Annotated in this window: 23 protein-coding genes; 18 read left to right on the forward strand and 5 right to left on the reverse strand. The window is 34.3% G+C overall.

Features of this window, described 5'->3' with window-relative positions; genetic code table 11:
• The 9 genes from EG359_RS06770 to EG359_RS06810 all read left to right on the forward strand — a co-directional run bounded on the left by EG359_RS06770 (position 1) and on the right by EG359_RS06810 (position 11,488).
• Complete coding sequence (locus tag EG359_RS06770) at positions 1 to 1,227, forward strand: lipopolysaccharide biosynthesis protein (protein ID WP_076352116.1); 1,227 nt, start codon at positions 1 to 3, stop codon at positions 1,225 to 1,227.
• The gene (locus tag EG359_RS06775; protein ID WP_076352117.1) at positions 1,218 to 2,333 is read left to right on the forward strand and encodes a glycosyltransferase family 4 protein; all 1,116 of its coding nucleotides are present in this window, start codon (positions 1,218 to 1,220) and stop codon (positions 2,331 to 2,333) included. The genes EG359_RS06770 and EG359_RS06775 overlap by 10 nt, the downstream gene beginning before the upstream one ends.
• Positions 2,334 to 2,336: 3 nt before the next feature.
• Positions 2,337 to 3,626: an O-antigen ligase family protein gene (locus EG359_RS06780; RefSeq protein WP_076352118.1), complete on the forward strand. Its 1,290-nt coding sequence runs from the start codon at positions 2,337 to 2,339 to the stop codon at positions 3,624 to 3,626.
• A gap of 129 nt (positions 3,627 to 3,755) precedes the next feature.
• Positions 3,756 to 6,065: a nucleoside/nucleotide kinase family protein gene (locus tag EG359_RS06785; protein ID WP_076352119.1), complete on the forward strand. Its 2,310-nt coding sequence runs from the start codon at positions 3,756 to 3,758 to the stop codon at positions 6,063 to 6,065.
• Positions 6,062 to 6,802: an acyltransferase gene (locus tag EG359_RS06790; RefSeq protein WP_076352120.1), complete on the forward strand. Its 741-nt coding sequence runs from the start codon at positions 6,062 to 6,064 to the stop codon at positions 6,800 to 6,802. The genes EG359_RS06785 and EG359_RS06790 overlap by 4 nt, the downstream gene beginning before the upstream one ends.
• Positions 6,750 to 7,985: a glycosyltransferase family 4 protein gene (locus EG359_RS06795; RefSeq protein WP_084180303.1), complete on the forward strand. Its 1,236-nt coding sequence runs from the start codon at positions 6,750 to 6,752 to the stop codon at positions 7,983 to 7,985. The genes EG359_RS06790 and EG359_RS06795 overlap by 53 nt, the downstream gene beginning before the upstream one ends.
• Positions 7,982 to 9,058 carry a glycosyltransferase family 4 protein gene (locus EG359_RS06800; protein ID WP_076352122.1) on the forward strand — a complete coding sequence of 359 codons (1,077 nt, stop codon included), beginning with the start codon at positions 7,982 to 7,984 and terminating at the stop codon, positions 9,056 to 9,058. Before EG359_RS06795 ends, EG359_RS06800 begins: the two co-directional genes overlap by 4 nt.
• Positions 9,059 to 9,184: 126 nt before the next feature.
• Positions 9,185 to 10,405 (forward strand): DUF1972 domain-containing protein, encoded by a 1,221-nt coding sequence (locus EG359_RS06805; RefSeq protein ID WP_228434916.1) that lies wholly within the window; start codon positions 9,185 to 9,187, stop codon positions 10,403 to 10,405.
• A 12-nt stretch (positions 10,406 to 10,417) separates the two neighbouring features.
• Positions 10,418 to 11,488: a glycosyltransferase family 4 protein gene (locus EG359_RS06810; RefSeq protein ID WP_084180304.1), complete on the forward strand. Its 1,071-nt coding sequence runs from the start codon at positions 10,418 to 10,420 to the stop codon at positions 11,486 to 11,488.
• Between the two features lie 104 nt (positions 11,489 to 11,592).
• Here EG359_RS06810 and EG359_RS06815 read toward each other — a convergent pair whose 3' ends face one another.
• The 4 genes from EG359_RS06815 to EG359_RS06830 form a co-directional block, all read right to left on the reverse strand.
• Positions 11,593 to 12,282, reverse strand: coding sequence for an MBL fold metallo-hydrolase (locus EG359_RS06815; protein WP_076352125.1), 690 nt, complete (start codon positions 12,280 to 12,282; stop codon positions 11,593 to 11,595).
• 53 nt (positions 12,283 to 12,335) lie between these two features.
• Positions 12,336 to 12,923: a Crp/Fnr family transcriptional regulator gene (locus EG359_RS06820; protein WP_076352126.1), complete on the reverse strand. Its 588-nt coding sequence runs from the start codon at positions 12,921 to 12,923 to the stop codon at positions 12,336 to 12,338.
• Positions 12,924 to 13,362: 439 nt separating this feature from the next.
• Positions 13,363 to 13,650 carry a helix-turn-helix domain-containing protein gene (locus EG359_RS06825; protein ID WP_076352127.1) on the reverse strand — a complete coding sequence of 96 codons (288 nt, stop codon included), beginning with the start codon at positions 13,648 to 13,650 and terminating at the stop codon, positions 13,363 to 13,365.
• Between the two features lie 275 nt (positions 13,651 to 13,925).
• A complete protein-coding gene (locus EG359_RS06830; RefSeq protein ID WP_123867291.1) occupies positions 13,926 to 14,993 on the reverse strand; it encodes a tetratricopeptide repeat protein in 1,068 nt (355 codons plus the stop codon).
• A 347-nt stretch (positions 14,994 to 15,340) separates the two neighbouring features.
• Between EG359_RS06830 and EG359_RS06835 the strand changes: the two genes are divergently transcribed.
• From EG359_RS06835 to EG359_RS06870, 8 genes are all read left to right on the forward strand, one after another.
• A complete protein-coding gene (locus tag EG359_RS06835; protein ID WP_076352129.1) occupies positions 15,341 to 15,763 on the forward strand; it encodes a transposase in 423 nt (140 codons plus the stop codon).
• A gap of 74 nt (positions 15,764 to 15,837) precedes the next feature.
• The gene (locus EG359_RS06840) at positions 15,838 to 16,164 is read left to right on the forward strand and encodes a transposase (RefSeq protein WP_076352130.1); all 327 of its coding nucleotides are present in this window, start codon (positions 15,838 to 15,840) and stop codon (positions 16,162 to 16,164) included.
• 194 nt (positions 16,165 to 16,358) lie between these two features.
• Positions 16,359 to 16,928: a hypothetical protein gene (locus EG359_RS06845; RefSeq protein WP_123867292.1), complete on the forward strand. Its 570-nt coding sequence runs from the start codon at positions 16,359 to 16,361 to the stop codon at positions 16,926 to 16,928.
• Positions 16,929 to 17,255: 327 nt separating this feature from the next.
• On the forward strand, positions 17,256 to 17,807 hold the full coding sequence (locus EG359_RS06850; RefSeq protein WP_228434919.1) for a hypothetical protein: 552 nt from the start codon (positions 17,256 to 17,258) through the stop codon (positions 17,805 to 17,807).
• A gap of 151 nt (positions 17,808 to 17,958) precedes the next feature.
• A complete protein-coding gene (locus tag EG359_RS06855; protein WP_084180305.1) occupies positions 17,959 to 19,398 on the forward strand; it encodes a T9SS type A sorting domain-containing protein in 1,440 nt (479 codons plus the stop codon).
• A gap of 90 nt (positions 19,399 to 19,488) precedes the next feature.
• Positions 19,489 to 20,244, forward strand: a complete 756-nt coding sequence (locus EG359_RS06860; protein ID WP_076352133.1) for an SDR family oxidoreductase — start codon at positions 19,489 to 19,491, stop codon at positions 20,242 to 20,244.
• Between the two features lie 292 nt (positions 20,245 to 20,536).
• Positions 20,537 to 21,661: a helix-turn-helix domain-containing protein gene (locus EG359_RS06865; RefSeq protein ID WP_076352134.1), complete on the forward strand. Its 1,125-nt coding sequence runs from the start codon at positions 20,537 to 20,539 to the stop codon at positions 21,659 to 21,661.
• Between the two features lie 154 nt (positions 21,662 to 21,815).
• Positions 21,816 to 22,868: a serine hydrolase domain-containing protein gene (locus tag EG359_RS06870; protein WP_228434921.1), complete on the forward strand. Its 1,053-nt coding sequence runs from the start codon at positions 21,816 to 21,818 to the stop codon at positions 22,866 to 22,868.
• 122 nt (positions 22,869 to 22,990) lie between these two features.
• On the opposite strand, the gene EG359_RS06875 is transcribed toward EG359_RS06870, so the two are convergent.
• Positions 22,991 to 24,076: an alpha/beta fold hydrolase gene (locus EG359_RS06875; RefSeq protein ID WP_076352135.1), complete on the reverse strand. Its 1,086-nt coding sequence runs from the start codon at positions 24,074 to 24,076 to the stop codon at positions 22,991 to 22,993.
• Between the two features lie 251 nt (positions 24,077 to 24,327).
• Between EG359_RS06875 and EG359_RS06880 the strand changes: the two genes are divergently transcribed.
• Positions 24,328 to 25,464, forward strand: coding sequence for a helix-turn-helix domain-containing protein (locus EG359_RS06880; protein WP_076352136.1), 1,137 nt, complete (start codon positions 24,328 to 24,330; stop codon positions 25,462 to 25,464).
• Positions 25,465 to 25,543: the final 79 nt, after the last annotated feature.

The raw sequence follows: 25,543 nt of genomic DNA on the forward strand, positions 1-25,543 counted from the left end.
GTGAAAAAGCTGAAAGAAATAGCGTCCAAACAATCATCTCTGGTCTTCACCGATCAGCTGATATTCAGTGGATCCAATTTTCTGCTTACTTTTTTGCTGGCCAGGAAACTGAGCATTTCAGATTTTGGTTTTTTTTCGTGCGTTCTTTTAGTAACTTATTTTCTTGTTGGAATCTGTAATGCAGTTATTGTACAGCCGTTTCAGATTTCAGCCGCAAAAGAATTCAGCCGAAAATCGCTGGGATTTGTTTTTCAGGCTGTTTTGCTGTTGATTTTTATTTTTGCTTTGCTATTGTTTGCGGCTAAATTTCTACCTATTTCCGCAATAGAATTCTTTAAAAGAAACTTATCCGCGGTTATTCTTTTTACAACCGCCTATATTTTTCAGGATTTTGTCAGAAAAATTTTACTGACGCTTGACCATATTCAAATTTTACTTTTTATTGACTGTATTTTTCTGGCTGTCTTCCCTTTTATCTGGGTTGAGGAAAGCCTCAGTTTATTTAAAAGTCTGTATATAATAGGTATAATTAATTTTATAGCAACCATTCCGGGAATCATCTATTTTATAAAAAATTCGGATTTTAGTTTGAAAAACAACTCACTTTTCCGCTATCATTTTAAAGAGGGAAAATGGCTTTTGAGTGCTTCTGTTGTACAATGGTTTTCAAATAATTTCTTCACTCTCGTCGCAGGTATTTATCTTGGCACCAACGCGTTGGGAGCTTTGAGGCTGGTTCAGTCTTTTTTTGGAATTATCAATATTATTCTGCAGACTGTTGAAAACTATTACCTTCCGAAAACTGCCCTGCTACATTATCAAAATAAAGGACAGGAAAAAAAAGAACTTCTAAAAAATATGTCAAAAGGAATGGCAGTACTGGGAGTTCTTATTGCCGGTTTCTTTATCTTTTCAGAACCTATTATTACCTTTCTGGGAGGACAGAAATATCATCAGTATGGTTTTGTTATCAGGTTAATCTCTGTTTTGTATATCGTTATCCTTTACGGCTACCCTACCCGAATCGCCATCAGAATTTTAGAACAAAATAAAGTTTTCTTTATCGGTTATTGCATTTCATTTATGTTCTCGCTTCTGAGCTTTCATTTCCTCTTAAAATATTTTGAACTGTACGGAGCCGTTTCAGGGCTTGTGATCAATCAGGTTTTAATGGTTGTGTATTGGAAAATTCTTCTTAACAAAAAAAATATTTCCGTATGGGCATAGTGCATATTATATTAGGGAAAGCCAACCCAGAAAAAATGAACGGCGTCAATAAAGTGGTGTACAATCTGGCGGCTCAGCAGGCAGAAAAATCCGGGAAGGTTGAAGTGTGGGGAATTGCTGAAAATACCGAGATCAATTATCCGGAAAGAAATTTTAAAACCAAAGTTTTTCAAAAAAATAAGAACCCTTTTTCTATACCTCAGGATCTTAAAATAGAAATTCTGAATGCAAATCCGAATACTATATTTCATCTTCACGGAGGATGGATTCCGGTATATTATTCTCTAAGTAAATTCCTGAAAAAACATCAATGCAGATTTATAATTACGCCTCACGGTGCCTATAATACGATTGCTATGAACAAAAATAAATCGGTGAAAAAAATCTATTTCAGGTTTTGTGAAAAGAAGGTAATCGGAAATGCATCAAAAATACACTGCATCGGTGAAAGCGAAATAGAAGGGCTCCAAGCTATATTTCCGACAGACAAAACCGTTCTTATACCTTATGGATTTGACAAAATAGTAAACAGCTTTCCTGAAAAAGTACACGACAGCACTCTCCTATTCGGATTTATCGGAAGATTGGATATTTTCACCAAAGGACTGGATATTCTAATGGACAGCTTTTCAGATTTTATCAAAGAAATTCCTGATGCAAAGCTTTGGATCATTGGAGACAGCAATGAAAAACATCAGCTTCAGCAAAAAATAAAAGATCTTCAGCTTGAGAAAAAGGTAGAATTGTTGGGAAGTAAATTCGGAGCTGAAAAGAATTCTCTTCTGAATCAGATGGATGTTTTTGTGCATCCCTCCAGAAACGAAGGTCTCCCGGTTTCGGTAATAGAAGCTGCCAATTTCGGAAAACCTTGTATCGTCACCAAAAATACCAATATCGGTTATTTAATTGATGAATATGGTGCGGGTATTACCATTCCTTACCCTGACCGGAAATTATTACTTCGGGCAATGTTGGATATACACGCCATCTGGAAAGACAAAAACCAATACAACACAGCTTCTCAGAATGCTCTGAAAATGATTGAAAAAGCCTTCGATTGGCAACATATCATCACTGAAATGAATTCCGGACTTTATGATTTATAGATTATGGAAACTGTTACTATTTCTCATCAAAAATTTTTAAAAACAATAAACAACCAACTCTTTATTGTTCTTTTATTAATGGTTGCCTGCTTCTTTACCTGGAGTGAAAATGTTGCGATTACAAGAGCCATAAAAGTAGTGGGAAGAATGGGCGTGATGTTTTCGTCTATACTTATTTACCAAAAAATAATCAGGTATGGCAGTATCAATTCGCTGGCTTACAAAAACATCTTCTCTCCTATTCTATATATGGGTTATCTTACGTTGGGATTTATTTCCTTTTCGTGGAGTACTAACCCCGGTTTTAGCGCTCTCCAATGGTTTATGACTTTCCAGAGTTTTGTTTTTGCCTACTTTTTTGTGAAAAGCCTTAAAATTCTGGATATCTATTTTGAAGGACATAGTATCAGGCTCTATCATTTGCTTGGAAACACGGTTTTTATCCTTCAGTTGGTTTTTGTTATTGGAATGTGGGTAGCTCCAGATGTTTTTTTCCGTCTCACAGATGGCGGCGAGGAGGCAAGACTTGGCGGAACTTTAATGAATCCCAATGAATTGGGAATGCTAGCGGGTGTCGGATGTGCCTGTCTTATTTTTGACCTGTATCGCTTTAAAAATAAAGTATGGACCATCATCAAAATTCTTATCATCATGTATGCATTATATATGACTGGCTCAAGATCTTCGCTAATCGGGGTATTACTCATCATATTTTTTCATGTGAACCAAACGAAAAGGAAAACCCTTAAATTCGGCATTATAGCCGTCGTAGCTGCGGTAGCACCATTTGCGGTATACAGTATCATTTTGAAAGGAGGAGACCAATCCCGTCTGGAAGAAGTAATGAGCCTTACAGGAAGACTGCCTTTCTGGAAAGCTCTGATTACAGAAGGCCTGCCGAGAGAACCGCTTTTAGGCTTCGGTTTTATGCGGATCGATTATAAAGAATTTTTCCAGAGTGCACATACTTATCCTGGGAAAATGACGCACAATACCTTTATGCAGGTACTGATGAATTTGGGATTTATTGGTTTTACGATTGTTTTATTTCAGGTATTTTTTACCGTAAAATCCATTTTATCCGAACAAAAAGAAATTAAGCTTATGCTGATTGGGATTCTGATTCCCATTATCATTAATTCTTTCACAGAATTTGGAATCTTTGGAGAAAGTAATTACGGGATTATGTTTTACCAGATCATTATTTTTTCTATTGCCTTTAGAAACAACAATCATCTTACCCGCCCGCAAAAAATTATATTAAGAAAAAAACGGCCGGATCTTACAGTCTGAATTCCAAACCTTGCATTATTTTTCCATTTTTTGGAAAACGACACTCAATAATAATTTATAATTTACTGAAATACAAATGCTTAAATCATTGGCAGACTATTTATATACTTTGTAATATAAAGAAATGCCATGAAAAATATATTTAAAAATACAGGATACAGATTGTTTACGAAACAACAGCCGGGAAGCGTCAAAATTGCTTTCTCCTACATCCCTAATCCCGATGGTAGTGTAAGATGGTTTTGGAACTCAAATTCAAAAAAGCCGCTATTTTTAAAATTCTATAATGCCGCTACTCTTAAAGCAAAACTCTTCTCATGGTTAGTAGAATTTCTATTTGTACTTCGTTTACAGAAACTGACTTTCAAAAAAGAAACGGTATATTATATCGCAGGTGAAAAACCTATTTTCGACATTGAAAGTGATTGGGCCATTTTTACAGGAACTGTAGGTCCTAATAATAAATGTCTTTTATTTTCAGAGGAATGTTTTTATAAAATTGCAAGTACAGAGCAGGCAAAACAACTCGTTCATAATGAATTTCAAAGCCTAAAAATATCCAAAAACAATGCAAAATATATTACCCCATCATCAAAAATGGTAAATGAATATGTTCTACAGCTTTCAGATATTTCCGCTGGCGGAGAGAGAGTGAATGAATTGACACTTATACACGCAAAGACAATACTAGACATTGCAAAAAAGAAAACACAAAGTACAAAAGTAGCAAACTGGAGATATTTTCAGGATCTAAAAACTGATTTTGAAAGCCTGAATGATGAGCGGGTTCCTAAAAACTTATTACGGAAATTAAAGCTTGTCCTAAGTGGCATCAATGAAAACGAAAAAGTAGATCTTTCTTTTTCTCATGGTGATTTTACTTCCTGGAACTGCTATATAAAAGACCATACACTGGCAATCTATGATTGGGAACTGGCATCCTTTGAAAGACCAAAAGCATTTGATTTTTTTCATTTTATCATTCAGAACGGTATTTTAATTCAGAAGAAATCCTGGAAAAATATTTTTAAAGAGATCAAGGAAAAAAATGCAATAGCCTTTCAGTATGACGATAAAGAACTTGAAAAGTATTTAAAATTCTATCTTCTTACCAATACATTATCATACCTGAAAATATATGCGGAACAGGAAAAATGGCATGTACAGATTCACTGGCTTTTACAAACCTGGACTGAAGCTTTAAATATTTTTCTTACAGAAAATAATACAGAGAGAGAACTCTTGATCATGGATATTTTTGATCAGCTGTATCATACCCCTTATGCCACTTTAAAATTTCATAACGAAGCTCCTGAAAATCTGAAATTAAATTCTGATATCGATATAATCATATCTTCCCGGAATGCAAAAAAGCTGATTGTCTTTTTATCTGCCAACAGTCTCGTACAAAACGTTACAACCCTTAAAAAATCGTTTATGTACTCTGTAAGAATTATCACAAAGCATCATGAAATTCTTAACCTCGATCTCATTTCTCAGCTGAAATGGAAATACCTGAAGATCATGAATACAAATGAAGTTCTGGAAAACAAAATCAAAAACAGATTTGGAGTCCATCAAGTTTCGGAAAAAGACACAGCCCGGTTTATTCACCTGTTTTATCATCTTAATGAATCGGAAATTCCTGATCTGTATAAAAATTTTGTTTCAGAACATGTGGATTCAAAAAAAACAAACGATAAAAAAACAATCATAAAAGTTCTGAAAACAAAAGATTATAACAAAGGTTTCCGATTTATAAAAAATGTATACCATTATCTGAAAGATTCTTTCTCAGAAAAAGGTTTTATCATGACATTCAGTGGTGTGGACGGAGCGGGAAAATCAACTGTTATTTCTGAAGTTTCTGAGCTGATAGAGAAACGGTATCGAAGACCTGTAAAAGTATTGAGACACAGACCTTCCCTTCTTCCTATTCTAAGTGTATGGACCAAAGGTAAAGAAAAAGCCCACCAGGATGCAGTGAATTCTCTGCCAAGACAAGGGAACAATAAGAGTTCTGTTTCTTCTTTATTCAGATTCGGGTATTATTACACAGATTATATTTTAGGACAGTTTATTATTTACCTCAAATATGTCTTAAGAGGAAAAATAGTGCTGTATGACAGGTATTATTTCGACTTCATTGCAGATGCTAAAAGAAGCAATATCCAACTTCCGAAGTTAGTGACCGAAGGTGCATACCATTTCTTGATAAAGCCCAAATTCAATTTCTTTCTGTATGCGGCTCCCGAAAAAATCCTCAGCAGAAAAAAAGAACTTTCTTACAAATCTATATGTGACCTTACCACAGAATACAGCCAATTGTTTTCAAAACTGGAAAAAAAAGACCAGAATGTAAAATATCTTTCCATTGAAAACAATGATCTTGATACGACTTTGGATACCATAATGAACACCATAATTGCTGCAAAATGAAAACAATTGTTGAAAAAATCATAAGACTTAGAAATCCTGATTTTACAATAGATGATGCATTGAACTCCGGAGCTATTCTTCAGCTGATATGGATTCAGCTCTGGAGCATCATCAGGGGATTAAAGGTTATTTTCTTCTTTAAGAATCCAAAAGGAATGCTTTTAGGGAAAAGAGTCAGCTTTTTTAATCCCTCAAAAATGAAATGGGGGAAATTCCTGAGACTGGGAAATGATGTCTATGTTTCTGCATTGTCAAAACAGGGAATAGAATTCGGAAATAATATTTCCATTGGAGCTTTCAGCAGAATCATTGTTTCTACTTCTTTCAATAATATCGGAGAAAAGATAAAAATAGGAAACAATGTGGGCATCGGAGAATTTGCCTATCTGGGAGGTTCCGGAGGACTGGAAATCGGTGATGAATGCATCGTTGGGCAGTACCTGAGCTGTCATCCCGAGAACCACAATTATGAAGATTTAGATATTTCGATAAGACATCAGGGGGTTAACAGAAAAGGGATCAAAATCGGAAAAAACTGCTGGATCGGCAGCAAAGTTACCATTTTGGACGGTGTAGAGATTGGTGATGGATGCATTTTAGCGGCAGGAAGTGTCATTACAAAATCTTTCCCCAACAACAGTATTATAGGAGGCATTCCTGCAAAACTATTAAAAACAAGAACTCATGACAACCAATCAAACTGTACTGGCAACTTGCTACGCAGTGAATCCTTATAAAGGTTCTGAAGATGCGATGGGCTGGAATTTTGTGTATCAAATTGCCAGATTCCGAAAAGTGATCGCTATCACAAGGGAAAATAACAGAGCGCATATCGAGAAATATATGGCGGAAAATCCTGATACTGTTTATCAGAATATGCATTTTCTCTATTTTGATCTTCCCTATTGGATGCGTTTCTGGAAAAAGGGAAACCGGGGAGCAATGCTGTATTATTATCTTTGGCAGAAAGGAATTATTTCGTTTATTAAAAAACAAAAACTGGATTTTGATATTGTTCATAACGTCAATTTTCATAACGACTGGACGCCAAGTTTTTTATGGAAGCTTAATAAACCGATGGTTTGGGGGCCTATAGGACATCATCCGCTGATTCCAAAACAGTATCTGCAAGATTATTCCAAAAAATATTTTATAAAAGACCGTCTCACATGGATGGTGAAAAATTTCTTCTGGAACTTTTCGCCTTCATTGAGTAACACCATCAAACATTCAAGTCACATCTGGTGTATGAATACCGGAGTTCCTGAAAAGCTCAGTCTTTCTGAACATCAATATTCCCTCTATCCGTCCGTAGCTTCGGAAGACTTTTTCCAAAGCAATGAGATGGCTGTAAAATCTGATTTTATGGTGATAAGCGTGGGAAGATTTGTTCCGTTAAAAGGCTTTGATTTAACCATAAGATCATTTGCCGGATTCATCAATAGCCTTCCGGAAAAAGACAGGGCGCAATGCAGGCTGGTCCTGGTAGGAACAGGTGAGCAAAAAGAATTTTACCTGCGTCTCATTACCGAAAACCGGATGAATGATTATATTGAAATTATTGAATGGATCGACCGAAGAGACCTGATGAAAATGTACAGAAAAGCTTCAGTATTTCTTTTTCCTTCCCACGAAGGAGCAGGAATGGTGGTTCCGGAAGCACTTTCTTTTGGATTACCGGTGGTATGCCTTCAAAATGAAGGCCCCGGAGAATTTGTGAATGATCAGTGTGGTATCACAATTCCTCAACAAGAATACAGTAAGTCCATAGAAAGCTTAAGCCGTGCATTGGTCAGATTATTCTTGGATAAAAATCTTCTGAAAGAAATGAGTACCGGAGCCAGAAAACATTATATCGAAAAATTCTCCTGGGAAAAAAGAGGAGAACATCTCAACAACATTTATAACCAACTAAGATGAAAAGAATTGTTGCCATCCATCTACTGAATGATTACAGCGGAAGTCCGAAAGTACTGATGCAGCTTTTGAAAGCCTGGACAAAAAACAGAATTGAAGCTCACCTATTTACCTCCGACGGAAGAACAGGGTTTCTTTCCGACATCCCGAACGTTAAAAATCACTTCTTCTGGTATCAGTTTTCTCAAAGCTCATGGATTAGAATAGCCAATTTTTTTGTGAGTCAGTTTCTTTTAATGATCAAGCTTTTATTTTTTCTAAAAAAGCAGGACATCGTATATATCAATACGGTACTTCCTTTTGGGGCAGCTATTGCCGGAAAAATAAAAGGCTGCAAAATCATTTATCATATCCACGAAACCTCTGTGAAACCTAAAATATTTAAAAATTTTCTGTTCGGAATCGCAAAATTTTCCGCAGATAAGATAGTTTTTGTTTCAGAATATCTTTTAAAAAAAGAATCTCTGATAGACAATCAGGTTCTTCTTTATAATGTTTTGGAAAGTGATTTTACAGATCAGGCAGATCAGTTCCAATATTTGGAAAAGACGGTTCCGATTCTCCTGATGATCTGTTCTTTAAAAATATACAAAGGCGTTAACGAATTTTTAAAATTAGCAGAAAAAAACAACAGCTACCTATTCAAATTGGTTGTGAATGCTTCAGAAAAAGAAATTCAGGAGTATTTCAGAGGAAAGACAATTCCGGATAACCTTACCATCTATCCTACACAAACCAATACCCATCCTTTTTATCGGGAAGCAAGCATCATCGTCAATTTGTCTCATCCTGATCTTTGGGTAGAAACTTTCGGACTGACAATTCTGGAAGGAATGCGTTACCGCCTCCCAGCCATTGTTCCTCGGGTTGGCGGGGTGACCGAATTGGTAAAAGACGGCAAAAACGGTTTTTTAATTAACTCTAAAAATGTCGACGAATTATCTGAAAAGATTACTTATATATTGAGCAATTCAGACGTGTACCAATCTTTCAGCGAGGCATCTTATCAGACAAGTCTTTTGTTTTCAGAAGCCTATTTTGAAAAAGAATCTCTGAAAATTATTTCCATTTTATAATATATTTTCCATTTTTTGGAACTTGGCACCGTGTCTAATAAGATTTAAGCCATTGATTTTTAATTATTTAAAAACAACTTTACTTTTGGAATATGAATAGTACTACTGTTATCAAATACATCTATTATGAAGACAAAAGTAGCAATTATCGGAACTGTGGGTTTACCCGCTAAATATGGAGGATTCGAAACGTTAGCCGCTCACCTTGTAGAAGAGCTTGCTGATACTTATGATTTTACAGTCTACTGTTCATCAAAGAAATATACGAAAGAAGAGAGAACCGAAAGCTGGAAAGGGGCAAAACTAAAATATCTTCCTTTTGATGCCAATGGGATTCAAAGCATTCCTTATGATACCTTGTCTATTCTTCACGCATTATTCTGTAGTGATGTTCTATTAATTTTAGGGGTTGCAGGCGCCTGGTTATTACCATTTGTAAGATTGTTTACCCGTAAAAAAATCATCATTTCGATTGACGGTATAGAATGGAAAAGAGACAAATGGTCTTTACCTGCAAAATTATACTTGTGGTGGGCAGAAAAACTGGCCGTGAGATTTTCTCATATTGATATTTCTGATAATGAATCTATCCAGGATTATACTTCTTTACGATATAAAACGATCAGTAGAGTCATAGAATACGGTGCCGACCATACAAAAGTAAATTTGATCCCTACTCCTGAAAATATAGAAAAATATCCTTTTTTATCAGGAGAATATGCGGTAAAAGTATGCAGAATAGAACCGGAAAATAACGTTCATACTATTGTAAAAGTTTTCAGTGAACTTCCTGATCGTACACTGGTATTGGTTGGCAACTGGAAAAACAGTCAGTATGGTATTGATGTAAAGCACCAATATTCAGGCTTTAAAAATATTCATCTGCTGGATCCTATTTATGATCAAGAAACGATAGACCTTATCCGCGGAAATGCTTCTGTCTATATTCACGGGCATTCTGCGGGCGGTACCAATCCTTCTTTAGTTGAAGCTATGTTTTTAGGGCTGCCCATTATAAGCAATGGAGTTTCTTACAACAGAACCACAACGGAACATCAGGCTTTTTACTTCTCCAATGAGGAAGATCTTAAAAATGTTTTAAATGAAATTACAAAAGAAGATCTCCGTAATTGTGCCGTACAGATGAAGAAAATAGCAGAAAGAAGATATACCTGGAAAAAAATAGCAAAAAAATACAGTCAGCTTATTGAAGAAACCTTTACAATCAATAAGAAAACCAATGTCTACCCTGTGATTTCAAAATTAGACAAAAAAACTCTTGAAAAGTATCATGTAGGACATTTAAAAAACCTACAACTATTCAACAATTCAAATAAAACCGCTTAAAAACGAAATGCCATGAAAAATTGTATAGAACTATCCATATTGGGAATTCTTGCTTTCACTTTATCCATGTGTATCATTCCGCTGATGAGAACTGCTGCCCAAAAACTTAAATTAGTAGATGTTCCCAATTCAAGAAAGGTTCATCACAATGCAATTCCTTTAATTGGAGGCTTAGTAATAGGTATTGTTGTTATTTTGCTAATGGGTGTTACCGTAAATAACAGCCTGAAAGAGATGCTTCCCATCATCATCACTTCATACATTATGCTATTGATAGGAGCTTTAGATGACAAAACGGACATCAGGGCAATCTATAAGCTGGGGATACAACTATGTGTAAGTGTAATAATAGCAACATCCGGAATCAGAATATCTTCTTTGTACGGACTGTTCGGAGTTTATGAAATCAGCATTTACCTGCAATACATTCTTACCGTTTTGGTTATTACCACTGCAGTGAACTCCTTTAATCTGATCGATGGAATAGACGGATTGGCAGGAAGCGTTGCAGGAATAGGTTTTGGTCTTTTTTTCTTTATCGCACTTATAGAAGGCAACATTAGCCTTGCAAGAATTGGCATTTTGTTCATTGGCAGTATCCTGGCTTTCCTCAAGTACAATTTTTCACAAAAAAGCAAAATATTTTTAGGAAACTCCGGGGCATTATTCTTAGGATATCTATTAATTTGCCTGGGTATTTATATTACCAAATTTGACCATAATACAACTCATAATTTCCCTTATGGTATTTTCTTCATTCTTTTTGTGTTTACCATTCCTGTCATAGATTCTATAAGAGTATATACTGATAGAATTTTAAGAGGAAAATCGGCTTTCAAAGCAGATAAAACGCACATCCATCATCACCTTTTACAATTGGGGCTGTCTCACAAAAAAATCACTATAATCTTTTTATCAATCAATGTTTTCGTTCTTGCTATTCAGATCATCTTTTTCAAAAGCTATTCCATTTACACTATATTATTTTCTTTCCTTGTATTCATCCTAATATTTAAGCTGATCAAAACGGTCAATCTTTTTTTAACCTGGAAAAATAACATCAAACAAATGGAAAACTCATAAAATTATCTTATAGATGAAAATAGAGTTTAGTAATTCTTGCTTAATTTTACTCAAACGAACTAAATCATCGATAAAAGTGTTTGAAGATATGCTCGTCTTGCTAACTAAACCTTAATAGCCGCACTGCATTTAGCCACAAATTGCTCAAATTTTCGATCTGTATTTAGCATGATTGGTCCGTGACCGAAGCAGATAATGGCTGGATTCAGTTTTGCCAACTTCTGAAGCGATTTGATATTGCACTGCTGATCCGAGGTGAATATATGTGGTGGAAGCCGTAGACCGGTCATTGTCGTGAGCAGGTTCATATTTGTCGCTGCATCTCCGATTATCAATACACCATCTCGCTCGCGAAATAAAGAAATATGCCCTGCCGAATGTCCGGGCGTCTCTATTACGCGAAAGTTTCCGATCATATCGTTTTCAACGATTGTTTGTTCCACTTTATGTCCCTGACCTGCCCAATACTTTTGTTGAAGCTTTGCTACCCAATGTTGAGGAGTTGGATAGTCGTTGGTTACCATACCTGTTTCAGTCCTGAAAACTTCGTCGGGATGACAGAGTAAGGGTATTGCGAACTCTGCGCATATCTGATCGCTACAGCCCTGATGGTCTGCATGGGCATGTGTCAGTACATGTTGATAAACAGGAATTTTCTGAAGAGTTTTCTTTACAGCAGCATACGAACTTCGTATTCCGGAGTCTACCAATACACCTTCGATAATATAGCAGTTGATACTGTTGCGCGGCATCAGTGAAATATGGAACACTTCGGGAGCAATTTGACGTAACATAGTTTTTTTTGCAAAACTACATCACTGATCAAGAAAGCATAAGGACATTTGTCCTATAATATGCTGGGTCTATGTATTTGTCCTTTCGCCCGTGTAAGTGATCGCTGTGTGATGCCCAAGTACGATGCCAGATCCTGAGTTGCTACGCGCTTGACGAGCATCGGTTCACTAGACAGGACATGATGGTATTTATCTACAGCAGACCTATTATTGTAATTCAGCAGATAACGTTCTTTTTGGCTATACTCACGCTCCATCACCGATTTTATAATTCCGTTCCAAGCAGTTACCTGAACAAGCAGATGCAGATAGTCCTGGTAACTTATCCTATAGATTACGCTATCTTCTATAGCCCTGATACTCTTTCTGGATTTTTCCTGCGTCACAAATTCCGGAAACGAGGTGACAAATTCATTTTCAAACTTGAAGCAGGTTATATTTTCTTTTCCTTCTTTGTCTATAGCATATGCTTTTACAGCGCCACTAACGATAAATCCAATATAACGGCAGAATTCATCTTCATGAATAAAAAAATCACCCTTTTTTAAGCGGATTGGTTTGAAGAATTGCGCAGAAAAGTTGATTTCTTCGGCTGATAATCTTTCTAGTGAGGATAGGTAATTTTTAAATACGTCAGTCATTTCACTATTTTTTTGTCCTTTTACTTTCTTCTTAGCCGTCTATGAATTACATACCAATCCGGTATCCAAATCTAACAATTATTTTAGGTTGCAATATAATTGATTGTAACAATTTAACTGTAATAGACTTTCCATGAAAATAAGATATAAAAGAGAAGGCTATAGTTACATAATAAATTACAGCATCTTTTATTTATGAGAAAATTTTCAAATACAATATACCATTTAAAATTAAATTGCAAGAAGTTTATCCTACAATAAAAGGCAATACTCAATTTTAGAGTACCCAAATTAAATTTATTTTTAAAGATTAATTGGGCAAGTACTCCAACTCATTATCATCATTTTTATAGAGCTAAGGATTGGTACATTTAAGTATATCATGGCCATAATTTTTTAGCCATAAGAAAAGATTATATTTTATACTGAATTACCAATTTTAAGAGTATAATGATTGATGTGCAGAGATTTTCAATTGTTCTACAAAATAGGATGTTGTAAAGCCCATTTCTTTCTTGAAAGCATTCACAAATACACGAGGTGTAGCATATCCGCATTCTTCAGCAAGATAAGTAATTTTATATTCTGTGTAAATGGGATTTTCATAAAGCTTTTTAACAATATAGTTGATGCGCAATTCATTGATATAGTTTGTGAAATTGTGCTCACGATATACTTTAATAACCTCTGAGAGATATTTTGTATTGGTATTAAGACTATTAGCCATCCAGGTAAGACTTAAATCTTTACGAAGATATTTTTCTGAGCTTTCAAACTTTTTTAGTTTAAGAAGTAATGCTTTTACTGTTTCGTCAGTAATGGTAACCGAAGCGTTTGATTTGTTAACTTTATTATATGATTCATCATGATTGAGTTGCTTTTCATGATTAATTTTGGCAATCAGATCTTCATATTTTTCGTGGGTAATCTTATTTTTCTTTTTCCAATAAAAAGTAATGAAAAGTAAAGCTACAAGAGACAGCGCTGAAATAATAATTATTTTTATTGAAGATATTTTTTCCTGATTTTTTTAGAATCCTGCAATAAGATATTTGAAGAATAGTCCGTATTGTTTTTTTCTGTAATTCTTATGGTATCTTTTAAGTAGGTATATTTATCCATATAGATCTTTGCATTCTTTGAATCTCCCATTTCACTATAGGCAGAAGCTAAAAATTCAAAAGATTCGATTCTGTTAGTCGGGTTAGGGAATTGTTTTTCAAGATCTCTGGCCAGATTTGCATATTGTATTGTTTTCTGATACTCTTTCTTTTCCAGATACATCCAACTTAATTGATTCATTAAAATAACCTTGCTATCATCTAACAAGTTATATGTATTGACAATATTTAGACTTTCGTTTAGATATTTTTCAGCTTTTTGTAAGTTTCCCGGTTGGTTCGCTTCTTCCAAACTAGAAATCCCTAAGCGCATATAACTAAATGAAAGCATCTCATATTTTTTTGTAAGGGGAATCTCCTTACTGTTGCCATTAATAAGCTGAGCTGACTCGATACTTTTTTTAGAATAAGCAATAACCGAATCTTTATAAGTTGTATTTTCCAACCTCTTATTCAAAAAATAAATAGTCATATTGTTGTACGAAAGAGATAAGGTATAATTTCTGATATTGGAATCTTTAATCTTTTTCGCATATGAAACCGCGGTTTTAAAATCCTTTAAACTGGCTTCATCCAGTCCCATATATTCTAAAGCTAAAGCTTTGGAACGGTAAAGATTTGCCATGGTTCTGTATGCCTCAGGTCCTGCATCAGTTTTTTCAAGCTCCGTAGCAAGTTTGATAATTTCTCTATTTTTTTTCTGCTTTTCATATATTTCAATGATACAGCGTCCACTTTTTGGAATACCCCATTGGTATCCAATTTTTTCAGATTCAGATTTCAAACTGAACAATGCTTTTTCTTTTTCCGGATCAGAGATTTTAGTATTAAATCTTAATTCTTCTAATTTGGTATCAATATATTCTTCATTCAGAATCGTTTTGGTTTGTGCGCCAAGACTAAAGCTTATTGAGAAAAAAAACAGAAATGAAAGTAGAAAATTTCTCATAGACAATGCAATTTTCACAATTATAACTTCTGAAAATTTAATCATATATATTTCCCAAAATCACCAATATCTATTTGGGATTATTTTAAATCTGCACAAATATCCAAATATGTATAATATACTGATTTACAATATTGCTAATTTGTAAAATCGATAAATAGTACATAAAACTTTCTGAATTATTCCTATGTGAGGTTTGTATAGACTCTGACATAATTATAATATTGTATCAAATGCTAACTGATTCTGAACACTACATAAAGAACCTACTATTCTTTTCTTTTTCAAATACTGTGAAGACATTGGTTAGTCCCATTCCACTTACCTTTTAAAAATAAACACAACTTATGGATTCAAATTTTAGAAATATTCATATTGGAAAATTTATACAGCTACGAGTTAAAGAAAATAAAATTGATTTATCTCGTATATGCAACTTCCTGAAATGTACAGAAATGGAAATTATCGAAATGTATTCGCAAGAAAATCTGCCCACTAATACCTTATTGAGATGGAGCAAACTTTTGGAATACGATTTCTTCAGACTATATTCTCAACACCTGATATTATATGCTCCACCTTCCGCTTCTTTCAAAGAACAAACCCCATCAAAGCTTCCTCATTTCAGAAAGAACATTTATACGCAGGAAATAATAGACTTCATCTTGGAGCTGATAGAGAAAAAAGAGAAAACCAAACGTCAAATTACCAATGAATACGGAATTCCCTATTCTACTTTATGTAAATGGATTGCAAAACATAATAATTAACTGCTAGCAATCGAAAATTAAAGACAAAAATATACACAACCGGAAAAGTTTATACAAAATTGTTAAATAGTATCATGAGAAATCAAAGTCAACCTAATTACAAACGGATCTATTCGGACATCATTGATCAGAAATTTCCACATAAAAAATTGGAATGCGAAAAGCTATTGAAAAAGAAAATACTTTTTGCAGTGGATATTATTGAATTAAACAAAAAAATATTTGGAGCTAAAAGTCAGGATATCAAAAAAATCAATCAAAAACTTCGTTCCTACAACACAGCAGATATTCTGCATATCCTTGATTATCAAAAAAATCATAAAATGAATAATCGGCAAGTGGCTGAACATTTCGGACTGAGCAGAAATACCATGACTAAATGGCGAAAGATGTTCAAATAGAACACCAAGACCATTAATAAATTGAAAAGCAACACATTAAATACAAGAAAGCATATGCATAATTCCGAATTCAGCCTATCTATGTTTTGTTTAATTCCCTTAACAATGATAATATTGCGTATAATTAATTAGATCACTTTAAGATCTATTTAACTTAGAAAGAGTATATCATGCAGATTCTAAAAACTATAACGATGAAATCAATCTTCCCTGCTAAAGTAAAATTGGGAAGATTTTTTTTGGGGTTTTTATTATTTACTAATTTTCATGTTATACAGGCCATTGTTAAATCCCAAGAGGTTTACGTAGAGCCAGATACCAACAATATATTTATTTCCAAGGGTACAACTGTTTCTGGCTTGAAGTACTTACATGTTTCTCATACGGATGTAAAGAAAAATAAAAATAGGTTCATCACTAGTAAAAAACGTGCAATAATAAAAAAGAGGATATTAAAAAAAACAAAACCCAAACTTTCTGAAATAAAACAGAAGTCAAAAACTTCTTATGGATTTAGCAGTACAACTAAATCAGACCAATCTTTATACAGTTACGGCAGCAAAATAGTTTATGCTTTTGGAGCAGGGTCATTTAGCTTTAAATGTATCGTTACAGATGATCTGAAAACTATCATTATTATAATCATTTTACTGCATATATTTCTTATCAATTTTTATAAAGGTCATATATCCTTTGCCTGTTATTTTTCAAAAAAATTCCAGAGACCTCCGCCGGAGAAATTCTTTCTATATAATTGCATTTAATTGAGATAATCTAAAGCTCTATTTTCTATTAAAAAATAGAAAATAGAAGTCTCAGTGCATTTTGCCGGATAATTCCTATGCAAACAGGATATGCTATTTTCTTTTGGGAAAATTAATCAGGTAGCATGCATATTCCCAATACATAATATTAAATGTTATTAGAAATTCTATAATGACTCCATTATGGGATGGTATCATTTCCATATGGATTAAAATCAAATTCAAATAATGAAAAAACATAAACTCATTTTATTCATATTACTCTTTCTAGGGAAGATGATCTCATTTAGTCAGCGGATATATTTCACAAACACAAAATGTAACAAAATGATTAATAACAATATAAAAACAGCATTATCATCTTTATTAATACTGGCTACTGTCACAACAAAAGCTCAGGTTGCGATAGGGAAACAGAATATTACCAACGTCTCAGTTTCTTTGGAATTTGCTAATACTGAAAATGGAGGATTTATACTTCCCTCCATAACAGATAAAACCAATATTACTGTAGAAGAAAGTACCATTTACGACACAACAGATCATAAAGTAAAATACCTGAAAGGTTCAGGGGTATGGACTAATCTTAGTGAGGAGGATGGTACGGCGGCTACAATAGGAACTGCAGATCTTTCTATACAAGGATTAGACAAAATAGAGCAATCTAAAGCAAAAACATCAATCGGAGATAATGGAGCAACTGATACTACAGGCGGAATCCTGGTTTTAACAGATTCTAATAAAGCAATGATTCTTCCCAAGGTAAGCAGCCCCCACCTCAATATCATTAATCAGGCACCAGGAATGATAGTATATGATACCACAAAAAAACAACTTGCGGTGTACAATGGTAAAGTATGGTCTTTCTGGAAACCTTAAAACTATTCTCATCCTATAAATTTCAAATACTGCAAGCTATAAAACTATCCTTAAATAATATTCATAGCGTAAAGTCTGCAGCATTTATATAAAAAAGATCAATACATATACATAATTAAACAATTCAAATTCACTATTAAAAATTAAATCTATGTTACACATTACATCACTTAAAAACAGACCAACAACAATAATGCTCTGCATCATGGCATTGTTACTCAGCTTCAATATTATGAATGCTCAATGCTCCTTAACCGGCTGGAAAAAATTTTCACAGGGAGAAACTTTTAGTGTAGCCTTAAAAGAGGATGGAACACTTTGGATGTGGGGGCAGAATATCAATAGTATTCTGGGAAATGGCTCCGGAACAGTTACCATAGTTCAGCATCCTACTCAGATGGGAACAGATAATGACTGGACAGACATCTCTGTTGGACGCTGGTTTGTTTTGGCAAAAAAAACCAACAACAACCTTTACGGATGGGGAGACAATCAATTTGGTAATTTAGGAAATGGAAACAATACGGCTCAATATTCTCCAATAATGATTGCCCAAAATGTAAAGTCTTTTTCAGCAGGTTATCATCATTCAATGATTGTAAAAACGGATGGTACCATGTGGGGAACAGGCTATAATGAATGGGGAAACCTAGGTAAAGGAACACTGGTTGGCTATTATAATACATGGCAGCAAGAAGCATCTCTTTCTACAGATTGGGACAAAGCATCTGCAGGATATTATAACTCGTTCGGGATCAAAACCAACGGAACTCTTTGGTCTTGCGGAGCCAATGTACAAGGACAAACAGGTACCGGTGTGACAGCTGGAGCAGCATCTAATTTTGCTCAAATCGGAACTGATACAAACTGGAAAGACGTTTCATGTGGTGTTTATCACGTTTTAGGGCTTAAAACAACAGGAAAGCTTTGGGGATGGGGATACAGCGCTAATGGAAGATTAGGAATAGCAGGGGCTGGAGCTCAGTTTTTCTATACACCACAGGCCGTTGAACCTACTTCAGATTATAGTCAAATCGCTACTTCTTGGGATGCTTCGGCTATTGTGAAGAGTGATAATACATTATATGCATTTGGAGTTAATCATAATGGTATCACCGGAGGAACCACTGCGGATACTTATAATTTAGCACCACAGCAAATCGGAACTGATACAAACTGGAAAACATTAGCACTTCGCGTTGGAGGTTACCATTTTGGAGCAGTTAAAAATGATACTTCATTATGGGCCTGGGGAGCAGATAACCTTTATCAGTTAGGGAATGGTGATGGTGTATCGGCAGACAGCAAGGTTCCTACTCAGGTTGTGTGTTCTGAATTTCTGAATACAAATGAAATACAGACTAAAGAAAGTAAAATGAGCATCTACCCTAACCCCGCTAAAGATATTGTGCATATACAATATCCAAAAAGCCTACAGCAAATCAAGATCTACAATTCAAATGGCTTATTAGTAAAACTGATCTCAAATTTTGATAATAAATCAACAATCAATATTTCCGATTTGCCGACAGGTATTTATTTTATCCATGCAAATAACGAAGTTCAAAGCTTCAAACTAATAAAGAAATAAACCATTAATTATTAGATAACATGACAGCTTCTGATTCCGGAAGCTGTTTATGAATCATAAACACAATATCAATAAAAAAAATTATCCATTATGTCAAAAAATGATTTACAAGGCAAGGTAGTATTGATTGCCGGAGGTGCAAAAAATTTAGGAGGACTTCTAAGCAGAAACTTTGCTGCAAAAGGTGCAAAATTAGCTATCCATTACAATAGTGATGCTACAAAACCAGATGCCGAAAAAACATTGGAAGAAGTAAAAGCATTGGGTGCAGAGGCATTCATCTTTCAGGGGGATTTAACCAAAATAGAAAATATCACCCGTTTTTTTGATGAAACGGTTTCAAAATTCGGAAGAATAGACATCGCCATCAATACAGTGGGAATGGTACTAAAGAAGCCTTTTGTAGAGACCACAGAAGCAGAATATGACAGCATGAGCGATATCAATTCAAAAGTAGCCTATTTCTTTATTCAGGAAGCAGGTAAAAAACTGAATGATAATGGAAAAATTTGTACTATCGTAACGTCTTTGCTTGCAGCCTACACCGGATTTTATTCTACTTATGAGGGTATGAAAGCGCCTGTTGAGCATTTTACAAGAGCTGCTTCCAAAGAGTTTGGAGAGCGTGGTATTTCTGTAACAGCTGTTGCTCCGGGACCAATGGATACACCGTTTTTCTATGGGCAGGAAAGTGCTGATGCAGTTGCCTATCATAAATCTGCATCAGCATTAGGCGGGCTAACTGATATTAAAGACATTGCTCCTCTTATTGAATTTCTGGTTTCAGATGGTTGGTGGATTACCGGACAGACTATTTTTGCCAACGGTGGCTATACTACAAGATAATTATTAATTAAATCAATGGTAATCTATTACTTAGGTACAAATCATTATTAATATGAATCATCCTAAGTAAATCTTATATAAAAGTGTTTGAAGATATGCTCATCTTGGTCACTTTAGGGGCAACTATTAAATAGTTGTCTCTTTTTTATGCCCATTAAATGATGGATATTTTCTTTACAGTAATGAATTGTACTATTTGCAAATCCACGAAGACAACAATTGAATTTTTTTTAAATGATCTACAAAAATTTCTAAATAAATTACTTATATCCTATTTTTACAAAAAGATTAAATGGACAAATTAAGTTTTCTGGAAGTTATTGCTGCGATGGCTGTTTTTGTATCGCTGCTGCTTGCCGTATTTTTATTAACGGTAAAAACAGAAAGAAAACTGGAAAACAGATTATTTGCAGCATTCCTTATCATTAATGCCATTGATATCAGCGGACTTTTTATGCACCTTTTTGTGGATAGCTACAATCTGAAAGCTTTCAAAATATCTGCCTACTTATTGACAATGCCTCTTTTCTATCTGTACGTTAATGCCGTCTGTTATTCTGATTTCACCTTAAAAAGAAAGCATTTGCTGCATCTTATTCCTTTTATTGTGGTCAACTTAATTTTAGTTCCAAGGCTTTATCTGGCAGAGGGTGCTATTAAAGAAGACTTCTTTAACCATATGTGGAGCTCCCCTGAAATGTTGGTTTATCAGCTCATCGGGGAACTGCAGTTTTTCTTTTATATTGTTGGTGTATTTCTTGTCCTTAAAAAATACAGGAAGATTTATCTTGAAAATTATACCAATCCCAACACTTTGCTGTACAAATGGCTGTCTCAGCTTACCGTGATTTTCCTGATCATCCATTTATGTATTATTTTAAAGAACATCGTAAGGTACACCCAGCACAGAGATCTGTTTATCTGGTTGAATATTGTTGCGGGAACAGTATTTTTATTGGCCGCCTGTTGGTTTATTTTAAAGGCATTAAATTATCCTGAGCTTTTTCGCAGAATTGATTCTACCCTACAACCGACAAAGGATTTTGCCGAAACGCTGGAAACCGAAAATAAAACTGACGAAACAAAAAGCTTTCAGATTGAACAGCTTAGAAAGTTTATGGTTGAAAAAGAACCCTTTTTAAATCCCTCCCTGACGATTCAGGAATTGGCAGATCAGGTGGGAATTCCCGTTCGTGAGTTGTCTGTTTTAATTAATCATCATATCAATCAGCATTTTTTTGATTTTGTGAATGAATATCGCGTTAAAAAAGCAATGACGATTCTGAAAGATCCCACGAAAAAAGAATATACGGTGCTGGAAATCTTATATGAAGTGGGTTTTAATTCAAAATCTTCTTTTCATACTTCATTTAAGAAATATACAAACCAAACACCAACAGCATTCAGAAACAGTTGATAATTAATCAATTGTAAATAGTCAAACTTTGGATTGCAGATAATCGGACTTATTTTATTGATTAAAATGAGTCCGACTTTTTTATACGAACTTTTTTCAGGATTCTCTACAGCATATTTGCATCAGATTATAAATCATAATTAAAATTCTGACAATGAAATATGTAATCCCTATTTTATTTTTCACCTTACTTGGTTGTAAAAGTACTCGCCCAATCAATACACAAAATGTTGAAAATGCAATTACAAAAAATGCTCTTCAGTTATTAGAAGACAAAAGGTTTCATTCTGTTTCTATTGCCGTGCTTAAAGATGGAGAATCTACCATCAAGCATTTCGGAGAATTAACGATTGGAAAAGGAAACCAGCCCAACGATTCTACACTTTATGAGCTAGCTTCTGTAACGAAAACCTTTACAGGTTATGTAGCTGCAAAAGCTGTCCTCGATAAAAAACTCAATTTAGAGGATGATATTAGAATCTATCTTAACGAACCTTATCCCAATTTGGAGTTTAAAGGCGAGCCTATAACAATCAAACACCTCATCACCCATACCAGTGGATTTCCTAATATGCCTCTAAAAAGCGAAAATAAAAAGGCATTTTTTGAAGGATTAAAACTTATCAAAATTGAAACAAAACCTGGAGAAACGTATTCCTATTCCAACACGGCTCCGGAGCTGACAGCGTATATCCTTGAAAAAGTGTATCAAAAACCTTTTGAAGAATTGGTCACTGAATTTGTTTTGAAACCCAATACAATGAACCAAACCAAGTTTACCCTCAATGAAAATGACAGAACAAGATTGGTAAAAGGCTACAACGATAAAAACGAGTTAATGCCCAACTTCAACAGAACTTTATGGGGTGGGATTTCAGGATTGCATTCTACGACTACGGATCTGGTGAAATATATGAAATTGCAACTTGACAGGTCCAACCTTATTGTCAACGAATCTCATAAAAAATTATATAAAGAGGGTTCTGATTTTTGGGAAGGTTATCATTGGTATATCATAGAAAATGGCAGCCAATTAATCTACAGACATCACGGAGGGATATACGGAATGCAGAATTGGTTTGTGATTTATCCTAAACAAAATATAGGGATAGCTATATTGACGAACACCAGCTTTAATGAAACAGGAGAAATTTTAGAAAAAGTAGTTGACAATCTGTATGATGACATAATGAAAACTAAGAAATAAGAATGACTTAATATTCCAGCCATCAACGCCCGCTCTCCGAAGTCTCCTGACTTTAGAGCAAGTTTAAAGGAAATAATCTCTTTACTAGCTCAAAGTCAGGAAACGTTACACAGCAGTAGTTTTCATTTGATCAGTTTATTATTTAATAAGAATGTTTTAATATCATTAATTACTTCATTCGGGCGTTCGTCTTTTACACCATGCCAGGTATTTTCATAAACCTTGTGAACAATAAAAGGTTGGTGTTCATCTGTAAGTTTATCATTCTCTTCTTTAAAATCGAACCAATCATTTTTACTAACAGGATCGAAAATAAGCAAAGGTATATTCAGATTTCGATAAATTATTTTAGGATTTAGCTGATGAGTTGAAGCACCAAAAGCCTTTTTAGAAGTAAAAGGGGTGTAAATAATAGCGATGTTTTCTTCTGCTGAATTCTCGCCGGTAAGTTCTTCTGCGCCAGGATTTATTTCATATTTCCCGTTTGTGTTTTTCTTGATTCGGGCATAAGAAGTAAAAATTTCTTTTTTCAGTTTCTCACTTTCTTTTCCTTTTATCCCCCAATTGTTATAGATCCACCAATAAGCATCAAAATCGGTGTCAAAAGCCATTGCTTTTTTGTTGGTATAATATTGTTTCGTTTCTTCAATATCTTTCGCAATATTAGCTGCCTTTGCCTGAAAGTCCCAAGCAACAGAACCGCCATCTTCTAAAATAAGAGCCTGAACCATTTCCGGATAAGCATCATAAAATGCCGAACTAATGGTTCCTCCTCTTGACCAGCCCCCAATAATTGCTTTTTTGATTTTCATTGTATCTAAAAGGAATTTGATATCATCTGCAACGTGATAAATAGACAGGTTTTTTTGAGAAATTGGGGTAAATCCATGACCGTAGTAATCAATGGCAATGACATGTAAATTCATTTTTACCAATTGGTCTATCATTTCGTATAATTCATATCCATTGCTATACGTTCCGGGAATCCAGACAAGTGTTGGATTTTTTTTATCTCCCCACTCTAAATAATGCATTCTTATATTATGGGTCTGAATATAATTTCCGTGTTGTTTTTCGTATTTTTCAAATTCAGGTTTTAAATTTTGGAACAAATTCCGCTGTGTTATGGAATCTACGGAAGCATTTTTTTGAGCTGTTGCCGATAAATAGACTATGAAAGAAAGCAATAGAATGATCTTTTTTTTCATAATTCGCATGTTTTTACTTTGGTTTATAGTATTTACAATGGTTATTTTTCCCGATACATAAACAACATGAATTGTAACGCAATCGTTTATGTTTCACAGTAACAATATAGTAAATTTATTAAGTATCCTAACACTAATTTTATTGTTCATTTCGTTTTTTCTTGTACTGTTTTCCGTGTGAAAGAAGTATATTTAAACAATAATTCTCAGGAGATACCAAAGCAAATCGTTACAACAACTTTTATAAAAAATTGATTTATACAACACTTTTAAATATTGCTATTTTCCAGGGAATAGTCTTAGGCGTAGTTATTTTAAAATCTTCCCTATTCAATAGTACTTCAAATAAATATTTAGCCTACTTGCTATTTGCACTTTCCATGGTTTTACTGAATTATGTTTTTGAAATTGAAGGTGCATTTAAGTCCTACCATTTGCTGTGTTTTCTGGACTATATTGATTGGATATTTTTACTACCCGTCTTCATCTTCCTGTTTATAATAAACCGAATTGATGATACCGTAAAAAACAGACAGAGAACTTATTTGTATTACATTCCGTTTGTCTACTCCTCTACTTTTACTATTATATACCGTCTTAATGATATTTTAGGAATTTATAAAATCACAGGTTCAGGCATTTTTATCATCAATATACTTAGACTGATTCAGCTTTTATTTGCCTTTATCATCATCCTGTTTCCACCTTTTTATTCTTATTTCATGATAAGGCACTTAAAAGACCCACAAGAGAAAAAATGGGTAATTACCTTATTAACTACGCTCTATTTGTTATTATCTACCTGGCTAATTACGTATATGACCGGCTTCTTTTTGGGGATAGATATTTCCTCTACCATGAGTGGGCTGGCTTTATCGGCAACATTTATCATGCACTGGACAGCCTACATAGGCATTTACAAATACAAGCTTGCCAAAAACAAAGAAGCTGTCTACAATTTTCTGAATCAAGATTCAGCTATTCCGTATCCCAATCTGCAAATTGCAGAAAATAGTGCACCACAAGAATATAAGGAAACGATCACCGCAGATAATCTTTATTTTCAAAAACTGGAACTTCTTTGCAAAAATGATCACATTTATACAGACAGTACATTAAACAGAGAAAAAGTAGCTGAAAAACTGGGCATAAGCGCAGGATACGTTTCACAAATTGTAAACACCATAACAGGTGACAACTTTGCTAATTATATTAATCAATATCGGGTGGAAGCTGTAAAGGAGATGATATCAGATCCGGAATACGAAAACTATACTTTGTTGACGATGGGATTAGAAGCCGGGTTTACTTCAAAGACCACTTTTTATAAAGCCTTTAAAAAAGTGACCAGTCAGACACCCAATGAGTATAAAAACACCAGTAAATAAGTACCATTTTCTCCATTTTTAAGCTTTTGAAACCTATTCTAACTTGAATTATTTGAGTTTTGCATTTAAATAATTCAAA

Origin of the sequence: Chryseobacterium joostei, from assembly GCF_003815775.1 — a bacterium.
GTDB classification, from domain to species: domain Bacteria; phylum Bacteroidota; class Bacteroidia; order Flavobacteriales; family Weeksellaceae; genus Chryseobacterium; species Chryseobacterium joostei.

Excerpts from the sequence above, each read along its gene's own strand:
- EG359_RS06870 (WP_228434921.1), top strand. The coding sequence starts at position 21,816 with ATGAAATATGTAATCCCTATTTTATTTTTCACCTTACTTGGTTGTAAA.
- EG359_RS06835 (WP_076352129.1), top strand. The coding sequence starts at position 15,341 with ATGGATTCAAATTTTAGAAATATTCATATTGGAAAATTTATACAGCTA.
- EG359_RS06845 (WP_123867292.1), top strand. The coding sequence starts at position 16,359 with ATGAAATCAATCTTCCCTGCTAAAGTAAAATTGGGAAGATTTTTTTTG.
- EG359_RS06785 (WP_076352119.1), top strand. The coding sequence starts at position 3,756 with ATGAAAAATATATTTAAAAATACAGGATACAGATTGTTTACGAAACAA.
- EG359_RS06810 (WP_084180304.1), top strand. The coding sequence starts at position 10,418 with ATGAAAAATTGTATAGAACTATCCATATTGGGAATTCTTGCTTTCACT.
- EG359_RS06800 (WP_076352122.1), top strand. The coding sequence starts at position 7,982 with ATGAAAAGAATTGTTGCCATCCATCTACTGAATGATTACAGCGGAAGT.
- EG359_RS06790 (WP_076352120.1), top strand. The coding sequence starts at position 6,062 with ATGAAAACAATTGTTGAAAAAATCATAAGACTTAGAAATCCTGATTTT.
- EG359_RS06875 (WP_076352135.1), bottom strand. The coding sequence starts at position 24,076 with ATGAAAAAAAAGATCATTCTATTGCTTTCTTTCATAGTCTATTTATCG.
- EG359_RS06865 (WP_076352134.1), top strand. The coding sequence starts at position 20,537 with ATGGACAAATTAAGTTTTCTGGAAGTTATTGCTGCGATGGCTGTTTTT.
- EG359_RS06805 (WP_228434916.1), top strand. The coding sequence starts at position 9,185 with ATGAAGACAAAAGTAGCAATTATCGGAACTGTGGGTTTACCCGCTAAA.
- EG359_RS06825 (WP_076352127.1), bottom strand. The coding sequence starts at position 13,650 with ATGGCTAATAGTCTTAATACCAATACAAAATATCTCTCAGAGGTTATT.
- EG359_RS06855 (WP_084180305.1), top strand. The coding sequence starts at position 17,959 with ATGTTACACATTACATCACTTAAAAACAGACCAACAACAATAATGCTC.
- EG359_RS06815 (WP_076352125.1), bottom strand. The coding sequence starts at position 12,282 with ATGTTACGTCAAATTGCTCCCGAAGTGTTCCATATTTCACTGATGCCG.
- EG359_RS06830 (WP_123867291.1), bottom strand. The coding sequence starts at position 14,993 with ATGAGAAATTTTCTACTTTCATTTCTGTTTTTTTTCTCAATAAGCTTT.
- EG359_RS06850 (WP_228434919.1), top strand. The coding sequence starts at position 17,256 with ATGATTAATAACAATATAAAAACAGCATTATCATCTTTATTAATACTG.
- EG359_RS06795 (WP_084180303.1), top strand. The coding sequence starts at position 6,750 with ATGACAACCAATCAAACTGTACTGGCAACTTGCTACGCAGTGAATCCT.
- EG359_RS06840 (WP_076352130.1), top strand. The coding sequence starts at position 15,838 with ATGAGAAATCAAAGTCAACCTAATTACAAACGGATCTATTCGGACATC.
- EG359_RS06780 (WP_076352118.1), top strand. The coding sequence starts at position 2,337 with ATGGAAACTGTTACTATTTCTCATCAAAAATTTTTAAAAACAATAAAC.
- EG359_RS06820 (WP_076352126.1), bottom strand. The coding sequence starts at position 12,923 with ATGACTGACGTATTTAAAAATTACCTATCCTCACTAGAAAGATTATCA.
- EG359_RS06860 (WP_076352133.1), top strand. The coding sequence starts at position 19,489 with ATGTCAAAAAATGATTTACAAGGCAAGGTAGTATTGATTGCCGGAGGT.
- EG359_RS06775 (WP_076352117.1), top strand. The coding sequence starts at position 1,218 with ATGGGCATAGTGCATATTATATTAGGGAAAGCCAACCCAGAAAAAATG.